Origin of the sequence: Microbacterium sp. zg-YB36 (genome assembly GCF_024623575.2) — a bacterium.
GTDB lineage: Bacteria > Actinomycetota > Actinomycetes > Actinomycetales > Microbacteriaceae > Microbacterium.
Genome location: NZ_JANJFD020000003.1, coordinates 23,798 through 40,740 on the forward strand (window position 1 = coordinate 23,798; position 16,943 = coordinate 40,740).

The 16,943-nt window shown below is 67.5% G+C and carries 15 protein-coding genes; 6 read left to right on the plus strand and 9 right to left on the minus strand.

From position 1 onward, the window contains the following. Positions 1–142: 142 nt before the first annotated feature. Complete coding sequence (locus NQ151_RS09385) at positions 143–649, minus strand: MaoC family dehydratase (RefSeq protein ID WP_257527910.1); 507 nt, start codon at positions 647–649, stop codon at positions 143–145. Between the two features lie 71 nt (positions 650–720). On the opposite strand from NQ151_RS09385, the gene NQ151_RS09390 reads away from it, so the two are divergent. Beyond that, the gene (locus NQ151_RS09390) at positions 721–1,923 is read left to right on the plus strand and encodes a flavin reductase (RefSeq protein ID WP_257527911.1); all 1,203 of its coding nucleotides are present in this window, start codon (positions 721–723) and stop codon (positions 1,921–1,923) included. 162 nt (positions 1,924–2,085) lie between these two features. On the opposite strand, the gene NQ151_RS09395 is transcribed toward NQ151_RS09390, so the two are convergent. The 4 genes from NQ151_RS09395 to NQ151_RS09410 are packed head-to-tail and all read right to left on the minus strand — an operon-like array spanning position 2,086 to position 6,333. After that, positions 2,086–2,880 (minus strand): SDR family NAD(P)-dependent oxidoreductase, encoded by a 795-nt coding sequence (locus NQ151_RS09395; protein WP_257507580.1) that lies wholly within the window; start codon positions 2,878–2,880, stop codon positions 2,086–2,088. A gap of 1 nt (position 2,881) precedes the next feature. Then, positions 2,882–4,408, minus strand: coding sequence for an AMP-binding protein (locus NQ151_RS09400; protein WP_257528193.1), 1,527 nt, complete (start codon positions 4,406–4,408; stop codon positions 2,882–2,884). A gap of 52 nt (positions 4,409–4,460) precedes the next feature. Continuing rightward, entirely contained in the window at positions 4,461–5,204 is a 744-nt protein-coding gene (locus NQ151_RS09405) for an enoyl-CoA hydratase/isomerase family protein (protein WP_257507579.1), read from the minus strand. 55 nt (positions 5,205–5,259) lie between these two features. Next, positions 5,260–6,333 carry an LLM class flavin-dependent oxidoreductase gene (locus NQ151_RS09410; protein WP_257507578.1) on the minus strand — a complete coding sequence of 358 codons (1,074 nt, stop codon included), beginning with the start codon at positions 6,331–6,333 and terminating at the stop codon, positions 5,260–5,262. A gap of 179 nt (positions 6,334–6,512) precedes the next feature. On the opposite strand from NQ151_RS09410, the gene NQ151_RS09415 reads away from it, so the two are divergent. Genes NQ151_RS09415 through NQ151_RS09425 form a run of 3 tightly spaced genes read left to right on the plus strand, consistent with a single transcriptional unit; the run spans position 6,513 to position 9,366 of the window. Further along, positions 6,513–7,706: an acyl-CoA dehydrogenase family protein gene (locus NQ151_RS09415; RefSeq protein ID WP_257527912.1), complete on the plus strand. Its 1,194-nt coding sequence runs from the start codon at positions 6,513–6,515 to the stop codon at positions 7,704–7,706. Positions 7,707–7,710: 4 nt separating this feature from the next. Next, entirely contained in the window at positions 7,711–8,838 is a 1,128-nt protein-coding gene (locus NQ151_RS09420) for an acyl-CoA dehydrogenase family protein (RefSeq protein ID WP_257527913.1), read from the plus strand. Positions 8,839–8,877: 39 nt separating this feature from the next. Further along, positions 8,878–9,366 (plus strand): MaoC family dehydratase, encoded by a 489-nt coding sequence (locus NQ151_RS09425; protein ID WP_257527914.1) that lies wholly within the window; start codon positions 8,878–8,880, stop codon positions 9,364–9,366. A 100-nt stretch (positions 9,367–9,466) separates the two neighbouring features. Here NQ151_RS09425 and NQ151_RS09430 read toward each other — a convergent pair whose 3' ends face one another. Next, a complete protein-coding gene (locus NQ151_RS09430; protein ID WP_257527915.1) occupies positions 9,467–10,558 on the minus strand; it encodes an ABC transporter ATP-binding protein in 1,092 nt (363 codons plus the stop codon). Positions 10,559–10,577: 19 nt separating this feature from the next. Further along, positions 10,578–11,372 carry an alpha/beta fold hydrolase gene (locus NQ151_RS09435; RefSeq protein ID WP_257527916.1) on the minus strand — a complete coding sequence of 265 codons (795 nt, stop codon included), beginning with the start codon at positions 11,370–11,372 and terminating at the stop codon, positions 10,578–10,580. Between the two features lie 204 nt (positions 11,373–11,576). Between NQ151_RS09435 and NQ151_RS09440 the strand changes: the two genes are divergently transcribed. Further along, positions 11,577–13,337 (plus strand): ABC transporter permease, encoded by a 1,761-nt coding sequence (locus NQ151_RS09440; RefSeq protein WP_257507572.1) that lies wholly within the window; start codon positions 11,577–11,579, stop codon positions 13,335–13,337. A gap of 241 nt (positions 13,338–13,578) precedes the next feature. After that, positions 13,579–14,634 carry an ABC transporter substrate-binding protein gene (locus NQ151_RS09445; protein ID WP_257527917.1) on the plus strand — a complete coding sequence of 352 codons (1,056 nt, stop codon included), beginning with the start codon at positions 13,579–13,581 and terminating at the stop codon, positions 14,632–14,634. Positions 14,635–14,819: 185 nt separating this feature from the next. On the opposite strand, the gene NQ151_RS09450 is transcribed toward NQ151_RS09445, so the two are convergent. Both NQ151_RS09450 and NQ151_RS09455 read right to left on the minus strand, forming a co-directional pair. Next, on the minus strand, positions 14,820–15,749 hold the full coding sequence (locus tag NQ151_RS09450) for a hydroxymethylglutaryl-CoA lyase (protein ID WP_257507570.1): 930 nt from the start codon (positions 15,747–15,749) through the stop codon (positions 14,820–14,822). Positions 15,750–15,776: 27 nt separating this feature from the next. Next, positions 15,777–16,943 (minus strand): acyl-CoA dehydrogenase family protein, encoded by a 1,167-nt coding sequence (locus NQ151_RS09455; RefSeq protein WP_257507569.1) that lies wholly within the window; start codon positions 16,941–16,943, stop codon positions 15,777–15,779.

Genomic DNA, 16,943 nt, shown 5'->3' on the forward strand with positions numbered 1-16,943 from the left:
TGAGTATTCGCGCCCTCGAGTGAGTATTCGCGCCCTCGAGTGAGTACGTGAATACTCACTCGGCAGCAGCAATACTCACTCGGCAGCAGCAATACTCACTCGCCAGTGGCGTGGCGTTGCCGGCCGCCTGGCGCTGTGATGATCACGCGTCGACGCCGGGCGCCTCACCCTTCATCGCGGCGGGCGAGACGTGCACCAGTGTTTGACGGCGGGCCGTCGCCACCACCACGCCGCGCTGATTGCGGGCCGTGTGGTGGAACTGCACGATCCCCTGACCCGGGCGGGAGATCGATCTCCGCTTGGACTCGATCAAGGTCTCGGCGTAAAGCGTGTCGCCCTGCCGGACCGGGGCGGGGAAGGAAATGTCAGAGAAGCCCAGATTCGCGACGATCGTTCCCGCTGTCAGCTGTGACACCGACAGGCCCACCATCGTGGACAGGGTGAACATGCTGTTGACCAGGCGCTCGCCGAACTCAGTGCCCGCTGACCACGCTGCATCCAGGTGCAGCGCCTGGGTGTTCATGGTCAGCGTCGTGAAAAGGACATTGTCCGCCTCACTGACAGTTCGACCGGGGCGATGCTCGTAGACGACGCCTTCCTCCATCTCGTCGAAGTAAAGTCCGCGCTGCACGATCCGGGTCTGGCTCATTGCGTCCTCCTCGTGATCGGGGCGATCAAACCCTCACCCTCGGGGGTTTTATCTGTGTAATCTATTAGACCATGAGCGACAACGCGGTCAGCCCTATAGACGCACCTAGTTTCCGGACCGTGCTCGGTCATTTCCCCACCGGCGTGTGCGTCGTGACCGCCATCGACGCCGCCGGAACACCGGTCGGGATGGCGGTCGGATCCTTCACCTCGGTCTCGCTCGACCCCCCACTCGTGGCATTCCTGCCAGATCGTTCCTCCACGACCTTCCCCCGCATCCGTGACGCAGCGTCCTTCTGCGTCAACGTGCTGGCAGCCGATCAAGAGCCCGTCTGCCGCACATTCGCCTCCCGAGGCGCCGATAAATTCGCCACGGTCAGCTGGCGGCCCGCCCCATCGGGAGCACCGATCCTCGACGGCGTCGTGGCGTGGATCGACTGCGTCCCCGATACGCTCCACGAAGCGGGCGACCACTACATCTGCATCGGGCGGGTGACCGATCTCGCTGTGGAGAACCCCACGCTTCCCTTGTTGTTCTTCCAGGGTGGATATGGCGCATTCTCCCTGGGGTCGCTCGTGGTCGGTGCACGGCCCGGCCTCACCGAGCACCTCGTGCGCGCCGACCGGGCCCGTGACGAGATGGAGCGACTGGCCGATCGCACGGGGGTCGAGGTGCTCGCTCTCGCACCATCAGGTGACACCTTCGTCCTTGTCGCCTCGGCGTCGCCCGACGGCACTGCCTCGCCACACCGCATCGGCATGACGATGCCGCTGGCTCCGCCGGCCGGCCGCGTCTTCGTCGCGTGGGCGGGCCGGGAGCGGATCGAGCAATGGTTCGCACGCAGCGTCGAGCCTCTCACCGAGCAGGACCGCATGTCCCTGGATCAGGAGCTGGCGGCCGTGCGGGAGAGCGGGTGGACACCCGCGTTCTCCTCCGAGCGCCTTGACGATCTGTGGCAGACGATCGGCCGCATCGGGCAGGTGGGCCAGACCCCCTCGCTAGTGCGGCACGTCACTGAGGCGATCACTCACCTCGAGCGCCACAGCACGCCCGACGATGTCACCGAGGACACCGCCGGAAGCGTGCAAGCCGTCATGGCCCCTGTCTTCGGCCCCGACGGTGATGTCGTCCTCAAGTTGTCGCTGACGGGCATTCCGCGCGGGGCGACGCTGGAGCGCATCCACGAACTGCGCGACGAGCTGCTGGCGGCCTGCGCCCGCGTCACCGAGGCGCTGAACGGTCGGCCTCCGGGCGGCCCCGCGCCCGCGCGCTGATCCAGCCGGACTGCAGCGCGGCGGTGAGGACCGTCTTCGAAGTAATGCACGTGCCCTGCTCCGCCGACATGCCGTGACCCCAGATGGCACCGACATGGCGATCGCGTGGGGACGGGGCCTGCCGCCCCGTCCCCACCGTCGCCGCCGCCGCCGACCTTTCGCTCAGGGCAGGTCGCGGATGGTTCCCCCGTCGACCGCGATGGCGACCCCGGTGGTCCAGCTCGACGCTTCTGAGCACAGGAACACGACGGTGCGGGCGACCTCTGCCGGCTCCCCCGTGCGCCCCATCGCGATCGGCTGCAGCTGCAACATCCGCTTCTCGACATCCTCTGCGGAGACGCCCATGTGCTCGGCCGCCGAAGCGTAGCCCGAAATGACACTCTCGCTGCGCGTGAGCCCCGGCATGACGCAATTGGCCGTAATCCCGTACTTGGCGTATGACCGCGACATCGCCCGGGTGGCGTGCATGAGGGCGGCTTTGGCTGCCCCGTACGACGCGAAACGCGGGTCGGGGTCCCGCCCTGCGGTGGACCCGATGGTGATGATGCGCCCCCAGCCGGCCGCTTGCATCGTGGGCGCGCAGGCCATCGACAGCCGGACCGCGCTGAGCGTGTTCACGCGGTATGCCTCCGACCACGAGTCGTCGGAGAAGGCGCGCAGATGCTCCCCAGTCGAGAGTCCGGCGGCGTTGATCACGCCGTCGATGTGGCCGAACGCCTCGAGTGCGGCATCGCGGATCCGCTCGCTCGATGCCTCCTCCGACACATCGGCGGCGACGGTGAGGACCTGCCCGCCGGCCTGCCGCAGCGTCGTCGCGAAGGCCTCCAGCCGCTCTTCACTGCGGGCGACCGCGACGACGCGAGCCCCCTCCTGTACGAGGATCTCCGCGCTGGCGCGGCCGATCCCGGCGCTCGCGCCCGTGACGATCACGACGCGCTGGTCGAGTCCGAGGTCCATGTCATCTCTCCAATGCGAGGTCGAGGGCGTCGGTGGTGACGCCCTCCTTCTTGAGTTCGTTCTTCTGCACCTTCATCGTGGGAGTGCGCGGCATGTCGGCGACCACGCGCACAAAGCGCGGCACGGCGTAGCGGGGCAGGTTCGCGGCGACGTCAGCGATGATGCGGCGGGGGTCGTGCTCAGCGGAATCAAGCAACAACGCCGCCATGACCTCCTCCTCGCCGTCGACCTCCACACCATAGACGGCTGCCTCGACGACTCGGGCGTCCGAGACGAGGACGCTCTCGACCTCCCACGCGGAGATGTTCTCTCCGCGCCGGCGCAGCGAATCCTTGGCGCGCTCGGCGAAGAAAAGATCACCGTCGGCGGTCATGTATCCCCGGTCTCCCGTGTCGAACCAGAGATCACGCGTGGCCGCCACCGTCGCGCGATCGTTGCCGTGGTAACCACGCGTGAAGACGTCGGCGACGCGGGGACGCAGCTGAATGTCACCGGGCTCGCCCACCGCGGCGGCCCGGCCGCAGTCCGCCAGGATGCGCACGTCGAAGAAAGCGCTCGCCCGCCCGGCCGATCCCGCGGGACACCCGGCCCCCGGGAGGTTCACCGTGGCCATCGGCGCCTCCGTGAGCCCGTAGACCTCGACAAGTTCGACGCCGAATCGCTCCCGCAGCGCACGACGATCGCTCTCAGCCGCGCCGGCCCCCCAGCCGATGCGCACGGAATGCGCGCCGGCACCGTCGGGATCCCGGTCAGCACCTGCCAGGATCATCGTCAGCACCGAGCCGAGATAGTTGAAGGCCGTGATCCCGCGCTCCCGGCACAGGCGCCAGAATCCGCTACTGCTGAACCGGCTCTCCAAGTCGATCGCGGCACCGGCGGCGATCGCGGCAAGCACCCCGGTGTAGCGGGCGTTCTGGTGATACAGCGGGAAGAAGTTCAGCAGACGGTCGCCGGGACCGTAGCCGCATACCTCAGCGACGTACTGCGCGAGCAGGATGCAGCCCCGCTGATTGTGCACAACACCCTTCGAGGGCCCCGTCGTCCCCGAGGTGTAAAGCACGACCTCGCCACCCACCCCGTCGAAGGCGTCGAGGTCGGGCGGGTCGAGATAGAGCGAGTCAAGCCGGGTGATGCCGGCACCGGCGGCGCCGTCGATCACGATCGTGAGCGGTCGGCTCGCCTGCGCGGCGACGCGCTCGAGCTCGGCGGCGTAGCGCGCGTCGCACACGATGATCGATACGTCACTGTCCTCGACGAGGTGCAACAGCAGCGAACCGCGGTAATTGCAGTTGAACGGTGCATCCACAGCGCCCAGCAGGGATAGCGCGAACCACACGTCGATAGCCCGGTGCGAGGTGTCCATAAGCAGGCCCACGCGGCTGCCGGCGCCCACTCCCAGTCCCGCCAGTCCCGCCGCCAGCGCCCGTGCATCCTGCAGCAGGCGGGAGTATGTGCGACCTGCTCCGTCGACGCGGATCATCTCCTCGTCCGCGTAGTGGTGTGCCTGCGCCGACAGGAACCGCGCCATCGCCGTCACTGCTCTCGCCTCTCGGTGTATGAGTGGGTACGGATGCGGAGCACTACTTCGAGCGGGCGGAGAACGCCGCGAGTCGCGCTCTCGCATCGTCGCCGAGCATCGTCTCGTAGGCGTCCTCCATGGACGACAGCGGCCGCGTCTCGTTGAGGATCTTCTTGTACAGCCGGATCGCCTCCAGGGACGCCTTGCCAAGTTCGGCGAGGACCTCCTGCACGGCGTCCTCGAGGCCACCGGCGGGCACCAGCTTGGTCACCAGACCGGCGCGAAACGCGTCCTCCGCCGAGAAGGTCGTCCCCGAGTACAGCCAGTAGCGCAGCCACGCCGGCGGCACCCGGTCGCGCAAGAGACGAGGCATGTGTCCGTCAACGACACCCACGCGCGACTCGGGCATCGCGAACTTCGATCCCTCAGTGGCGATCACGATGTCGCTGACCAGGGCGAGCGTCAGGCCGCCACCCATGCATAGCCCGTCGACCGCTGCGATCGTGGGCTTGGGCAGGCTGCGGATGGCCTCGAAGGGCACGCTCTCGTCGTACCCGAAGACATCGATGCCGTCCTCGTCCTCAAGTGCGGCGAGCATCTCCTTCAGGTCCCCGCCCACCGCGAAGGAGCCCTGCGTGCCTTCCAGCACGACCGCGCGCACGTCGGCGTCGCGGTATGCGCGGCGGTATGCATCGCGGACCTGGGCGTACATTCGCTTATTCAGCGCGTTCTTCGCCTCCGGACGGTTGATCACGACGCGCATGACGCCGTCGGTGACGGTGCTCGAGACCTTCTCTTCGGTCACAGAGTCCTCCTTCGTCGGGGGCCTGGCGGCCCCGGTATGGCTACGTGGGAATCGCTCAGGCCACGCTCTTGACGCGCGGCGCGACCTCGGTGTGGAGCAGCTGGAGGCTGTAGTTCCAGGGGGCCGGGTCGTCGATGAAGTCGTGCCCGAAGATGAGCGTCGTCCCCCATCCGCCACTGTCGTCCATCAGGTTGTTGAGCTTGGCTACGACGGTGTCGGGGCTGCCCACGATCATGCTCTCGCGCACGAGCTCGATCAGGTCGCTCTTGTCATCCCACAGCGGCTTCACGCCGATGCGGGCAGCGCGACGCTGCTCGTTCGGGATGAGGTGCTCGCGCCAGGCATGACCGATCGGGCCTTCGACGACGAGCCGCTCGGCTTCGGCATCCGTGTCCGCGACGAAGATCTCGCGGCCGACATGGTGCGAGGCGCGACTGAGAGTCGACACATCGATTCCGCCGTCACGCGCGCCCTGAAGATAGGTCTCCCAGTGGTTGCGCACCAACTCGGGGCTGCCACCGAAGGAAAGGGGGATGAAGCCTTGGTTGCCGGCGTAGGCGATCGACGTCGAGTTGGGGCTGGCGCCGGCCATCGCGATGGTCATCTTGCCGCCGTACGGGCGCAGGTCGCGCAAATGATGCCCGCCGTGCTCGCTCCCGGGGAGCTGCGAGGTCCAGTACTTCCCCTCGAACTTAACCGGGCCGCCGGCCCAGATCTGCCGCATGAGCGCAAGGGACTCGATCGACATGTCGAGGTTCTCGGCCTGCGACGTGAACCCGTGGAACTTGGCATCCACCGGGTTGACACCCGTGGCCACGCCCAAGATGTAGCGCCCCTGCGTGATGTGGCTCATCCATGAAGTCTGCGACGCCAGGTGGGCCGGGTGCTGGTAAGGCAGGAGGTGTGCGCCGGGCGCCAGGATGATGCGCTCGGTCTCCCGCGCCGCAGCCGCGAGCACGAGCTCAGGGTTGGGAATGGCCTCCCATCCGAGAGTGAAGTGCTGACCGACCCAGAACTCCTCGAGCCCGGCCTGCTCGGCTGCGACGGCTTGGTCGACCGCCCAGTCGAAGACCTCGCGCGGCGAGCGCTCGGGTCGGGTGAACGGGGTTTGGAAGAGGCCGAACTTCACGTGCTGTTCCCTTCAGGAGGCGACACTGCCGCGGAATGGCACCCAAGGCGACCAATCCGAGATGAATACTTACATATATTGACATGATTGCCAAATCAGTCAAGTGTTATGTGTAATGCTTTGGATCCTATGGGCGGTGCTCGCGCACCCTCCGTCGCAGAGATAAGAAGGAGCGCCCGGTGCCACCCTCGAGGACCATCGAACAGCTGCGCGCCGACGTGCGCGAATGGTGCCGGGCCTCGATCCCGGCGGATTGGCGGCAGACCGAGGCCAACGCGTCTCGGGACCAGTTCGTGGCGTTCCAGAACGACTGGCTTCGTCGGCTGAACGAGGCTGGATGGTCCACGCCGCATTGGCCCACCGAATGGGGAGGCGGCTACAGCCTCGCCGAGCAGGGCGTCATCTTCGAGGAACTCGCGCGCGCCGAGGCACCCAGGCTGGTACTGCATTTCATCTCGCTCCATCACGCGGCATCCACGCTGCTGCACGCCGGCACCGAGGAGCAACGCGCGCGCCATCTGCCCGCGATCCGCAACGGCGAGGTGTGGTGCCAGGGTTTTTCCGAACCCGGAGCGGGGTCCGACCTCGCCGCGTTGGCCACCAAGGCCGTGCGGGACGGCGACCACTACGTCGTCAATGGACAGAAGATCTGGGCGAGTCTTGCCATGTACGCCGACTGGTGCCTCCTGCTGGTGCGCACGGATCCCGATGCGCCCAAGCGCCGCGGCATCTCCTACATGCTCATGGACATGCGGTCCCCGGGCGTCGAGGTACGGCCCATCAAGAAGGCCACGGGCGAGGAGCACTTCTGCGAGATCTTCCTGACCGACGTGCGCATCCCGGTGGCCAACCTCATCGGACCGGAGAATGACGGCTGGCGGGTGGCGCAATCCACACTCAACTCCGAACGAGGTGCCACGATGGTGGAACTCAGCGAGCGCCTCAAGGTCGGGTTCTCGTGGCTATGGGACGAACTGCATGATCCCGGGCGCGATCCCGGCCTGCTCGGCGCTCAGGACGCGTACGTTGCCGACCAGCTCGCCGGGTACGCCACGAGCCTGGAGGCGCTGCGCCTCCTCGTGGCAAGAGGACTCGCCGACGACATCATCCCCCAGAACGCCGGCGTGCTGGCCTCCGTCACCAAGCTCGTGTACAGCGAGCTGCTGCAGGACATGACCGGTTTCGGGGCTTCCCTCGCGGGGCTCGACGGCCAGCTGCGCACGCCCCGCGTCGCCAGCGGCGGATGGGAGTCCGGAGTGTGGCTCCTCGACCACATCTCCTCGTGGGAGTGGACCATTCCCGGCGGCACCAGCGAGATTCAGCGCACGATCATCGGGGAGCGCGGCCTGGGCCTGCCCCGGGAACCGAGGTGAGACCATGACCACGATCTTGGGCATCGATGAGGAGCTCTCCGCGCTGAGGGGGATGGTGTGGGACCTCCTCGCGCAGCGCTTTCCCGCCGCGCACGTGCATCGCGTCGTCGACGGCGGCACCGCGCAGGATGCCGAGCTGGACGCGGCACTGGCTGAGCTCGGCATGTTCGGGGTAGACGTCCCGGAAGACCTCGGTGGCGGCGGCGGTACCTTCACGCACCTGCGGCAGGTGGCGGAGGGCTGCGGCTGGGCCGCCGGCACAACCCGGCTCCTCGGGACGGCGGCGGCCACCGGCATCCTCACAGACTCCGACGCGCCGGCCGCGAGAGCGTTGATCGAGGACATCGCCGGCGGATCAGTATCCGCCGCCGTTGCCGCGCCCGGCGTCTTCTCGAGCGCAGCGGGCGAGGGCATCCGCGCGCGGCGGGACGGCGCAGACATCGTGCTGGATGGCCGCGCCTCTCACGTGCTCGACCTGCCGGGTGCGCAGGTCGTGATCGTGCGCGCGGTCGATTCCGACGAACAGCCCCTGTTCGCGGTCGTCCCGGCCGATCAGTCGGGCGTCCACGTCGAGCGCCAGGAGGTGCTGGACCTCACGCGCAGCATTGGGCGCCTCACGCTGAGTGGCGTACGCGTCGGAACGGACGCCGTCGTCGTGGACGGAGGCGCCGCGCACGACACCACGGAGTCGCTCATCCAGCGGATGTCCCTTCTGGTGGCCGCCGACGCACTCGGCGTATCCAGCCGTGTGCTCGAACTCACGACCGCGTACGCCACCCAGCGCGAGCAGTTCGACCGGGCGATCGGGTCCTTCCAGGCGGTCAAGCACCAGGCCGCCGACATGCTGGTGCGGACGGAGATGGCGCGAGCGCTCGTCGACGAGGCATCCACCGCGGTGGATGAGCGGAGAGCCGATGCGCCTCGACTGGCCTCGATGGCCAAAGACCTCGCCTGCGCCGGTGCCGCGTGGGTGGCAGGTCGCGGCATCCAGCTCCACGGCGGGATCGGCTACACGTGGGAGCACGAGATGCACGTCTATTTCAAGCGCGCGAAGCTCGCCGAGCACCTCTTCGGCGACCGCCGGTGGCACCGCCGCCGCATCACCGACGAGATTCGCGCGATGCACCACTGACGGCGCGACACCCCGGTGCGCGCCAGAACGGAAGACGACATGGACATCACCTACGCACAATTGCAGGGGATGAAGGGCACCGCGCTCGGGCCTTCCCCCTACCGCACCATCACGCAGGACGATATCCAGACGTTCGCCGACCTCACAGACGACCACTACTGGCTGCACGTCGACACCGAGAAGTCGGCCGCCGGGCCCTTCGGCACGACGATCGCGCACGGGTACCTGACGCTCGCGATGATCAGCGCACTGTGGCCGGGGTTGCTGTGGGTCACTGATGCGCCCCTGATGGTGAACTACGGTTTCGAACGCGTGCGGTTCACCGCCCCGGTCCTCAGCGGCAGCCGAATCCGGATGCGGGCCACGATCGCCGATGTGCTTCCCACCCCCCGAGGATGCCGACTCCAGGTCGACATGGCGCTGGAGCGGGAGAACGAAGAACGACCCGCCATCGTGGCTACCTGCCTGTTCGACCTGTCACGCCCCGACGGCACCGAGGGCCACGGATCGCCCGGCGGCTCGGCCTAACCCGGTCACCTTGCTGTACGACCAGCAGCATCGGTCCGCAGTTCTTAGTAGAGGGAGGTCCCGGGGTTGTATCGCCCCGGCACCTCCCTCGTCGCCCGGCTCAGGCGGGGTAGGTGTGCAGGCTGCGCTGCGCGACGCTTACCGCGACGCTGGCGCCGGGCTGCAGACTCCGGACCCATGCCTCGGATGCGCCGGTGCCGGTCCGCACGTGCAGACGCGACTCATCACCGAGGGTCAGTGTCACATCGACGTGGCGTCCGCCGTACTCGGCGGTGACGAGGCTCGCATCCATCACGATGGCCCCGTCGACGGCGGTGGGGCGCACGGGGTGTAGCACGAGGTCGTCCGGACGGATGAGCGACACTGCACGGTCTGTGTCGACACCGAGCACCGGGGCCGAGACGTTCAGGCCGCCAGGGCCTACCCACGCACCGTCCGATCGCACCCATTCAAGCCGGTTGGACATGCCCACGAAGCCGGCGACGTACTCCGTCGCCGGGGCGAGGAACAGCGCCTCTGGGGTGTCCAACTGCTCGATGCGGCCGTCCTTCATGATGGCGACGCGATCACCCAGCGCGAGAGCCTCTTCCTGGTCATGGGTCACGAGCACACCCGTGAACCTGAGCTGCTGGTGCAGCTCCCGGATCTCGGTGCGCACCTGATCGCGCAGCTTCGCGTCGAGGTTGCTGAGCGGCTCGTCCAGCAGCACCACCGACGGCTGGGCGACGAGTCCTCGCGCCAACGCGATCCGCTGCTGCTGGCCGCCACTGAGCTGAGCAGGATAGCGGTCGAGCAGGTTGGCGCAGTGCACCATTTCCGCCGCACGCTCGACCCATCCGTCGGAGATCGCCTGCTTCATGCGTCGTACCTTGAGGGGGTACGCGATGTTCTGCCGCACCGTCATGTGCGGCCACAACGCGTATGACTGGAACACCATGCCGATGTTGCGCTTATTGATCGGCACGTTTGCTCGCGTCCCGCCGCCGAAGACAGGAGTGCCGTCGAAGTGGATGCTTCCGCCACTCGGCGTCTCCAGTCCTGCAAGGCAGCGCAGGGTCGTGGTTTTGCCGCACCCACTGGGACCGAGCAGCACGAGGATCTCGCCCTGCTCGACCTCCAAGTCGAGTCCGTCGACGACGGTGGTGTTGCCGAACCCCTTGGTGAGGCCCGTGACGGTGATGCCCGCTGCCATCGCTCCGCTCTCCGTTCTGTCAGTTCTGCGCCGAGTGGCGCAGGGTCCATCCGAGTTGCAGCGAGGCGAAGATATCGGGGGACTCCGCGTAGTACGCGTGCCCACCTCCTTCCACGACGACGAGCTCGGCGTCGGTGATGCCGCGGTACAGGTCTCGGGCATGATCGGGCGTGGTGAGGATGTCCTCGGTCCCGACGGTGACAAGCGTGGGCGCCGTGATCTTGGCCAGCTCCTCGTCGGTCATCCACTGTTCCGTAGCGACGCGCAGGTGCGCCGCGTACTCCTGGGCGTTGATCTTGTCGATCTCGGTCGCCCCGACCGGCAGCGCCTGGGAGATGTGCGTCTGGCTGAAGGCGGTGATCTCCACGAACGGGCGGAGAAGTTCCCCCGCGAGGCCGCTGTCGACGATCCTCTGTCGGAAACCGAGGATCGCCCGCAGGCGCGGATCCGGACGCGCGGCGGTGGAGTGCAGCGCGAGACTGCGGACCAGGTGCGGATGCCGCGACGCGACGCGCATCGCGATGGCTCCACCCATCGACACGCCGCACACGTGGACCGGGCCCTCACCGAGCGCCTCGATGAGCTCGGCGGCGTCGTCGGCGAGATCCTCCATGGTCGTCTCCGGACCGACGTCCGAGGCGTCGCCCACGCCGCGATTGTCGAATGAGATGCACTGCAGGTGCGGAGCCAGCCGTTGCATCGCCGGATCCCACGCCCGGTGGTCGGTTCCCAGCCCCTGGATCATCAGGAGGACCGGCCCGCTGCCCATACGCTTGACGTTCGTCGTCAGTGCCGACAGTGCGTGCTTTTCCATCGTGTGCTGCACGGATCTCCTTTGATCGTGGGGGCGGACCATCGCACATCAGTGTAGTGCGGATCCCAAACATAATTATAATGATTAACGTAATTAGTGATAGCGGTGAGCTTCACGGCAGCAGTACGTTATGAACGTAAAGATTAATAGATAGCGCGCGCCGAAGACGGCGCATTTCGCAAGGACGCGACACAGGAGGAGCACGTGCCGGACACCCTCACAGCCACCCCGCCAGAGGCATCCACCCGGCTGCCGGGTGCTCCCGCGCGGTTCCCCACCTCTGCACGCAGCGCAGCAGGAAAATGGCTGCGCCGCCACGGCCTGACGACAGGACTGGCACTGGTCCTGCTCTTCCTGGTGCTCTACCCGCTCCTCCGACTGCAGTTCCTCGCCCTGGAGGACGGCGCGCGCGCCTACCGCGAGGCCATCGCGCTCCCCGACCTCGCCACCACGCTGCTGACCACGGCGGCACTCGGGGTGGGTTCCCTGCTCATCTCCCTGGTCCTGGGCACAGCCCTGGCATGGTTCTCGCTGCGCCTCCCCCGTCGGCACGCGTGGATGTCCATCATCCCGATTCTGCCGATCGTCCTCCCCGCCGTCGCGGTCGTGGTCGGCTGGGCCTTCCTGCTCTCGCCCCAGGTGGGCTTCATCAACATCGCCTTGCGCGCCCTCCCGTTCGTCGACGTCGCCACCCCCACGGTCGGCCTGCCGAGCGGTCCGCTCAACATCTACTCCGTGCCGGGCATCATCATCGTGACCGGTCTGCAGTTGGCGCCACTGGTCTTCCTCTTCCTCCAGGGCAGCCTCAAGCAGCTCAACTTCGAGACCATCGAAGCCGCATCGGTCGCGGGGGCCGGATCGGTCCGCGTCTTCCTGACCGTGGTGCTGCCGCTGCTGCGACCGGCTCTGGTGTACTCCGCCGCCTTCGCAATGCTGCTGGGGCTCGGCCAGCTCACGGCGCCCCAGTTCCTGGGAGCACGCGACGGCATCCGCGTGCTCGCCACCGAGATCTATCGGTTCGGCGGGACGGCTCCCACCGATTTCGCCCTGGCCGCGGCGGTGGCCTCACCCCTCCTGATCGCAGGCATTCTCTTCATCGTGGTGCAGCGACTGCTCCTGCGCCGGGACTTCCGCTTCGTGAGCACGGGGACCAAGGGCGCCTCACGCCCCGGTAAGCCATCACGCTTTTCCGCCCCCTTCATCGCGGTCTACGGCATCATCACCATCGTCCTGCCGTTCGGCGCAATCGCCCTGGTCTCACTGGTGCCGTACTGGACCGCCACGATCACCACCTTCACGATCGACAACTTCGTGCGCGCACTCACCACGCCCGCCATCCTCGACGCGCTCGGCAATAGTGTCGGCACGTCGGTCGGGGCGATCCTCATCGCACTCCCGCTTGGGTATCTGCTCACCGACATCCTCTACCGCCGTCGGGGCAGCGCTCTCGCGCGCGGGACCATCGACGTCCTCGTGCAGATGCCGCTCGGAGTCCCCGCCGTCGTCTTCGGCGTGGGCCTGCTGTTCGTGTACACCGGCAATCCGTTCACCCTCTACGGCACACCCGCACTCATCGTCCTCACATACGTGGTCATCGTCCTCCCCTTCACCGTCCGGATGCAGCTCGCGGCGCGGATGGCGGTCGGCAACTCGCACGAGGATGCCGCGCGTGCGTCGGGCGCAGGCGCGATTCGCGCACACCTCACCGTCGTCGTCCCCATGATGCGCGGAGCGCTCGCCGGGGCGGCCGTGCTGGCCTTCGTGATCCTGACGCACGAGTTCGCGGCGTCCATGTTCGTCCGCTCCGCCCGCACCCAGGTGCTGGGCACTCTGCTCTACCAGGAGTGGACCCACGGCTCGTACCCCATGGTCGCCGCCGTCAGCATCATCATGTCGGTGGTCACCGCGGTGGGCCTCGTCGTGGCGATGCGGCTCGGCGGTCGCGACACGCTGGAGTCTCTGTGAACCAAATCAGATCTAGCGGCACGCCAGTTTGCTAAGTATAATAAAGATTACGAAGAAGGTCTTGGGCGTTCGCCCATGGAACGACAGCTGTCGACGACCGGGACGGCCCACGGCCCGAGGACGAAGTAGTCCCCGGTGACCCGAGGTCCCGAGCGGATCGGCGCACTGCGTCGCACACCACTTCCTCACCCACACGGGGAGACGACCCGCGCTCTCCCGTGAAACAGTCGAAGGGAACACCGTGAAGAGGCAATCCATGCGCATGGGCGTGATCGCAAGCTCGCTGCTCGCGATTTCGCTGGTCGCGACCGGCTGCGCAGTCAGCGACGACACTGCTCCAGATGCCACACCCGAAGCCAGCGGCGACAGCGAGTGGCAGGGCGTCATCGACGCCGCGAAGGAGGAGGGACGCCTCACGTGGTACTCCGTCGCACCGGCCGAGGTGCGCGAGGGCCTCAAAGCCGCGTTCGAGGAGAAGTACCCGGAGATCACGCTTGAGATCCTCGCCATGGGCACGGCCGATATGAACGCCGCGCTCGAGGCCGAGCACGACACCGGAGCCGAAGGCGCCGACGTGGTCACGTCCGTCGATTACGGCTGGATCCTCGACAAGTCGGAGGAAGGCTGGATCAGCGACCTCGAAGGACCCGCCGCCGAGGTCCCGGAGTGGAGCGACTACATCATCGACGGCAAGATCGCCAGCGCCGGCCTGGGGCTCATGGTGCTCGGCTGGAACACTTCGCTGTACAGCGGCACCGTCGAGTCGTACGACGACCTCCTCATCTCCGACCTGGGAGACGGCGCCATCGGTACGGCCCGCCCGGAACCTGCGATCCACGCGGACCACTGGGCCTTCGTGGAAGAGTCGCACAATCCGGACTACCAGGCCGAACTGGCCGAGCAGGACCCGGCGCTGTACCCGAGCGCGTTCGCACTCCAGGAGGCGCTTGCAGCCGGTGAGGTCGCCGTGGGCGCCTTCGTTTCGGCTGCCGACATGGTCGGCCTCAAGGACAAGGGAGCTCCAGTGGAGTTCACCGTGCCCGACCCGGCCCTGGCGATCGGCAACATGTTCTTCATCCCTGCTTCGGGCAAGAACCAGAACGCCGCACAGCTGTTCATGGATTTCTTCCTGTCCGAAGAGGGCCAGGCGATCGCAGCGAAGAACGCCTTCAGCCCCCTCCCCTCGGTTGAAACGCTCGCGGGAGCCAGTGAAGTGGTGCTGACCAACGTCGACCGCGTCCTCGATCAGGACTGGTTCGCCGGCTACCTGGCCGACTGGAAGGCCATCTACGAGTGACCCGCCCACGCTGATAGAAGGGGGGGGGGGGGGGGGGGGGGGGCCCCCCCCCCCCCGGGGGGGGCGCCGGGCGGCGGCCCGCCCCCACGCGCGCCCGCCCCCCCCCCCCCCCCCCCCCCCGCCACCGGGGGGGGGCCCCCCCCCCCCCCCCCCCCCCCCCCTTCTCTTATCAGAACTGTCGCGCATCAGCCCGTCGCAAGGGCCCGCACGACGCCCGAGGGAGCCGGCCGCCCCAGCACTCCCGCCATCCAGGCGCTCGTCTCGACCAGGGCGGGGAGATTGACGCCGGTGTGAATTCCCAGCCCGTGCAGCATCCACACCAGGTCCTCAGTCGCGAGGTTGCCAGTCGCCCCCGGGGCGTAGGGGCATCCCCCAAGCCCGCCGGCCGATGCGTCGAAGGTCCGCACGCCGACCTCCAGTGCCGCGTACGCGTTCGCCAGCGCCTGCCCGTAGGTGTCGTGAAAGTGCACTGCGAGCGCATCGATGCCGACACCGCTGTCGACGAAGGCCGCGAGCAGGGCCTTGACGTGACCAGGCGTGCCCACACCGATCGAGTCGCCGATCGACAGCTGCGTCGCGCCCAGATCGAGTAGTCGCCGGCCCGCCGCGACGACCTGCTCGATGGGCACGTCGCCCTCCCAAGGGTCGCCGAAGCACATCGAGACGTACGCGCGCACGTCGAGGCCGTGTTCGCGTGCACGCGTCACGGTGGGCTCGAACATCGCGTACTGCTCGTCTAGCGACCGGTTGAGGTTCTTGCGCGCGAACGAGTCGGTCGCACTCCCGAAGATCGCGATGGTACGGACACCGGCAGCCAGCGCGCGATCCAGTCCCCGCTCGTTGGGGACCAACACGGGCAGCGTAACCGGGCCGTCGAGGTCGAGCTGTTCGAGGACTTCGGTGGCATCGCCCAGTTGCGGCACCCAGTCAGGACGCACGAAGCTCGTCGCCTCGATCGTGGTGAGGCCTGCGGCGATCAGTCGACGGATAAACTCCACTTTCGCCGCCGTGGGGACGAGCGCCGACTCATTCTGCAGGCCATCTCGCGGGCCCACTTCGTAGACCGTCACCGCCGCGGGAAGCCCCGCCTGCGTGGAACATTGGGGATCTCTCATGTTTTGCTCCTCTGGTCAGCCGACCGCTCAGTAGGACCGTTCCAGCCCCAGCACGTGTTCGGCGATGAAGTTCAGAACCATCTCCTGAGGCACGGGGGCACTCTTCATCAGGCGGGACTCGACCCAATAGCGGCCCACGTCGTACTCGTCGGCGTACGCGTAGCCGCCGAGGGTTTGCATGGCGCGGTCCGCGGCGAAGAAGGCCGCATCCGACGCGAGGTACTTGGCGGCGTTGGCCTGCTCGCCGCAGGGCATTCCGTTGTCGTACCGCCACGAGGCCTCGCGTACCGCGAGCTCGGCCGCACGCAGCCGCATGTGCGCTTCCGCAAGGGGGAAGGAGATGCCCTGATTCTTGCCGATCGGCCTGCCGAACACGCGCCGCTCGCGCGCATACTGCGTGGCCTTGCGCAGGGCAGCGCGCCCGATGCCGATCGCTTCGCCGGCGATGAGGATGCGCTCGGGGTTGAGCCCGTCGAGAATGTAGCGGAACCCGGCACCTTCGTCCCCAACACGATCCGTCACGTCCACCCGGAGCCCGTCGTAGCGGGTCTCGCACGATCCGACGGCATTGCGGCCGATCTTGTCGATGAGCCGGATGTCGACCTCGGGGACCTGGAGGTCGCCGAGCAGGAGCGTCATCCCATCCGTGCGGCGGGTCACCTCGGCCGCGGGCGTCGTGCGGCACAGCAGGAGGACCTTCTGCGCGATGTGTGCCTTCGTGGTCCACACCTTCTGGCCGTGCACGATGTACTGATCGCCCTCGCGCACGGCTCGTGTGGTGATCGACGGCGTGTCCAACCCGGCATCCGGCTCGGTGACGCCGAACGCGACGTGCAGGCTGCCGTCTGCCACCACCGGTAGATATCGGCGCTTCATCTCCTCCGTGCCGTGTTTGACGACGGGATTCATGCCAAAGATGGAGATGTGCACGGCGCTCGCGCCGTTCATCGCGGCTCCGGACGCGGCGACCTCCTCCAGCACGATGGACGCCTCAGTGATGCCCCCGCCGCCCCCGCCGTATTCCTCCGGGATGGCGATCCCCACCCACCCGGCCTGCGCCATGGCGTTGTAGAACTCCCAGGGGAACTCGTGCTCCCGGTCGTGACGCCGCCAGTACTCGTCGCCGAAACCCTTGCACAACTCGCGTATGGCACCGCGGATGGCGCGGAGATGGTCAGGCTCTTCGAAATCCAA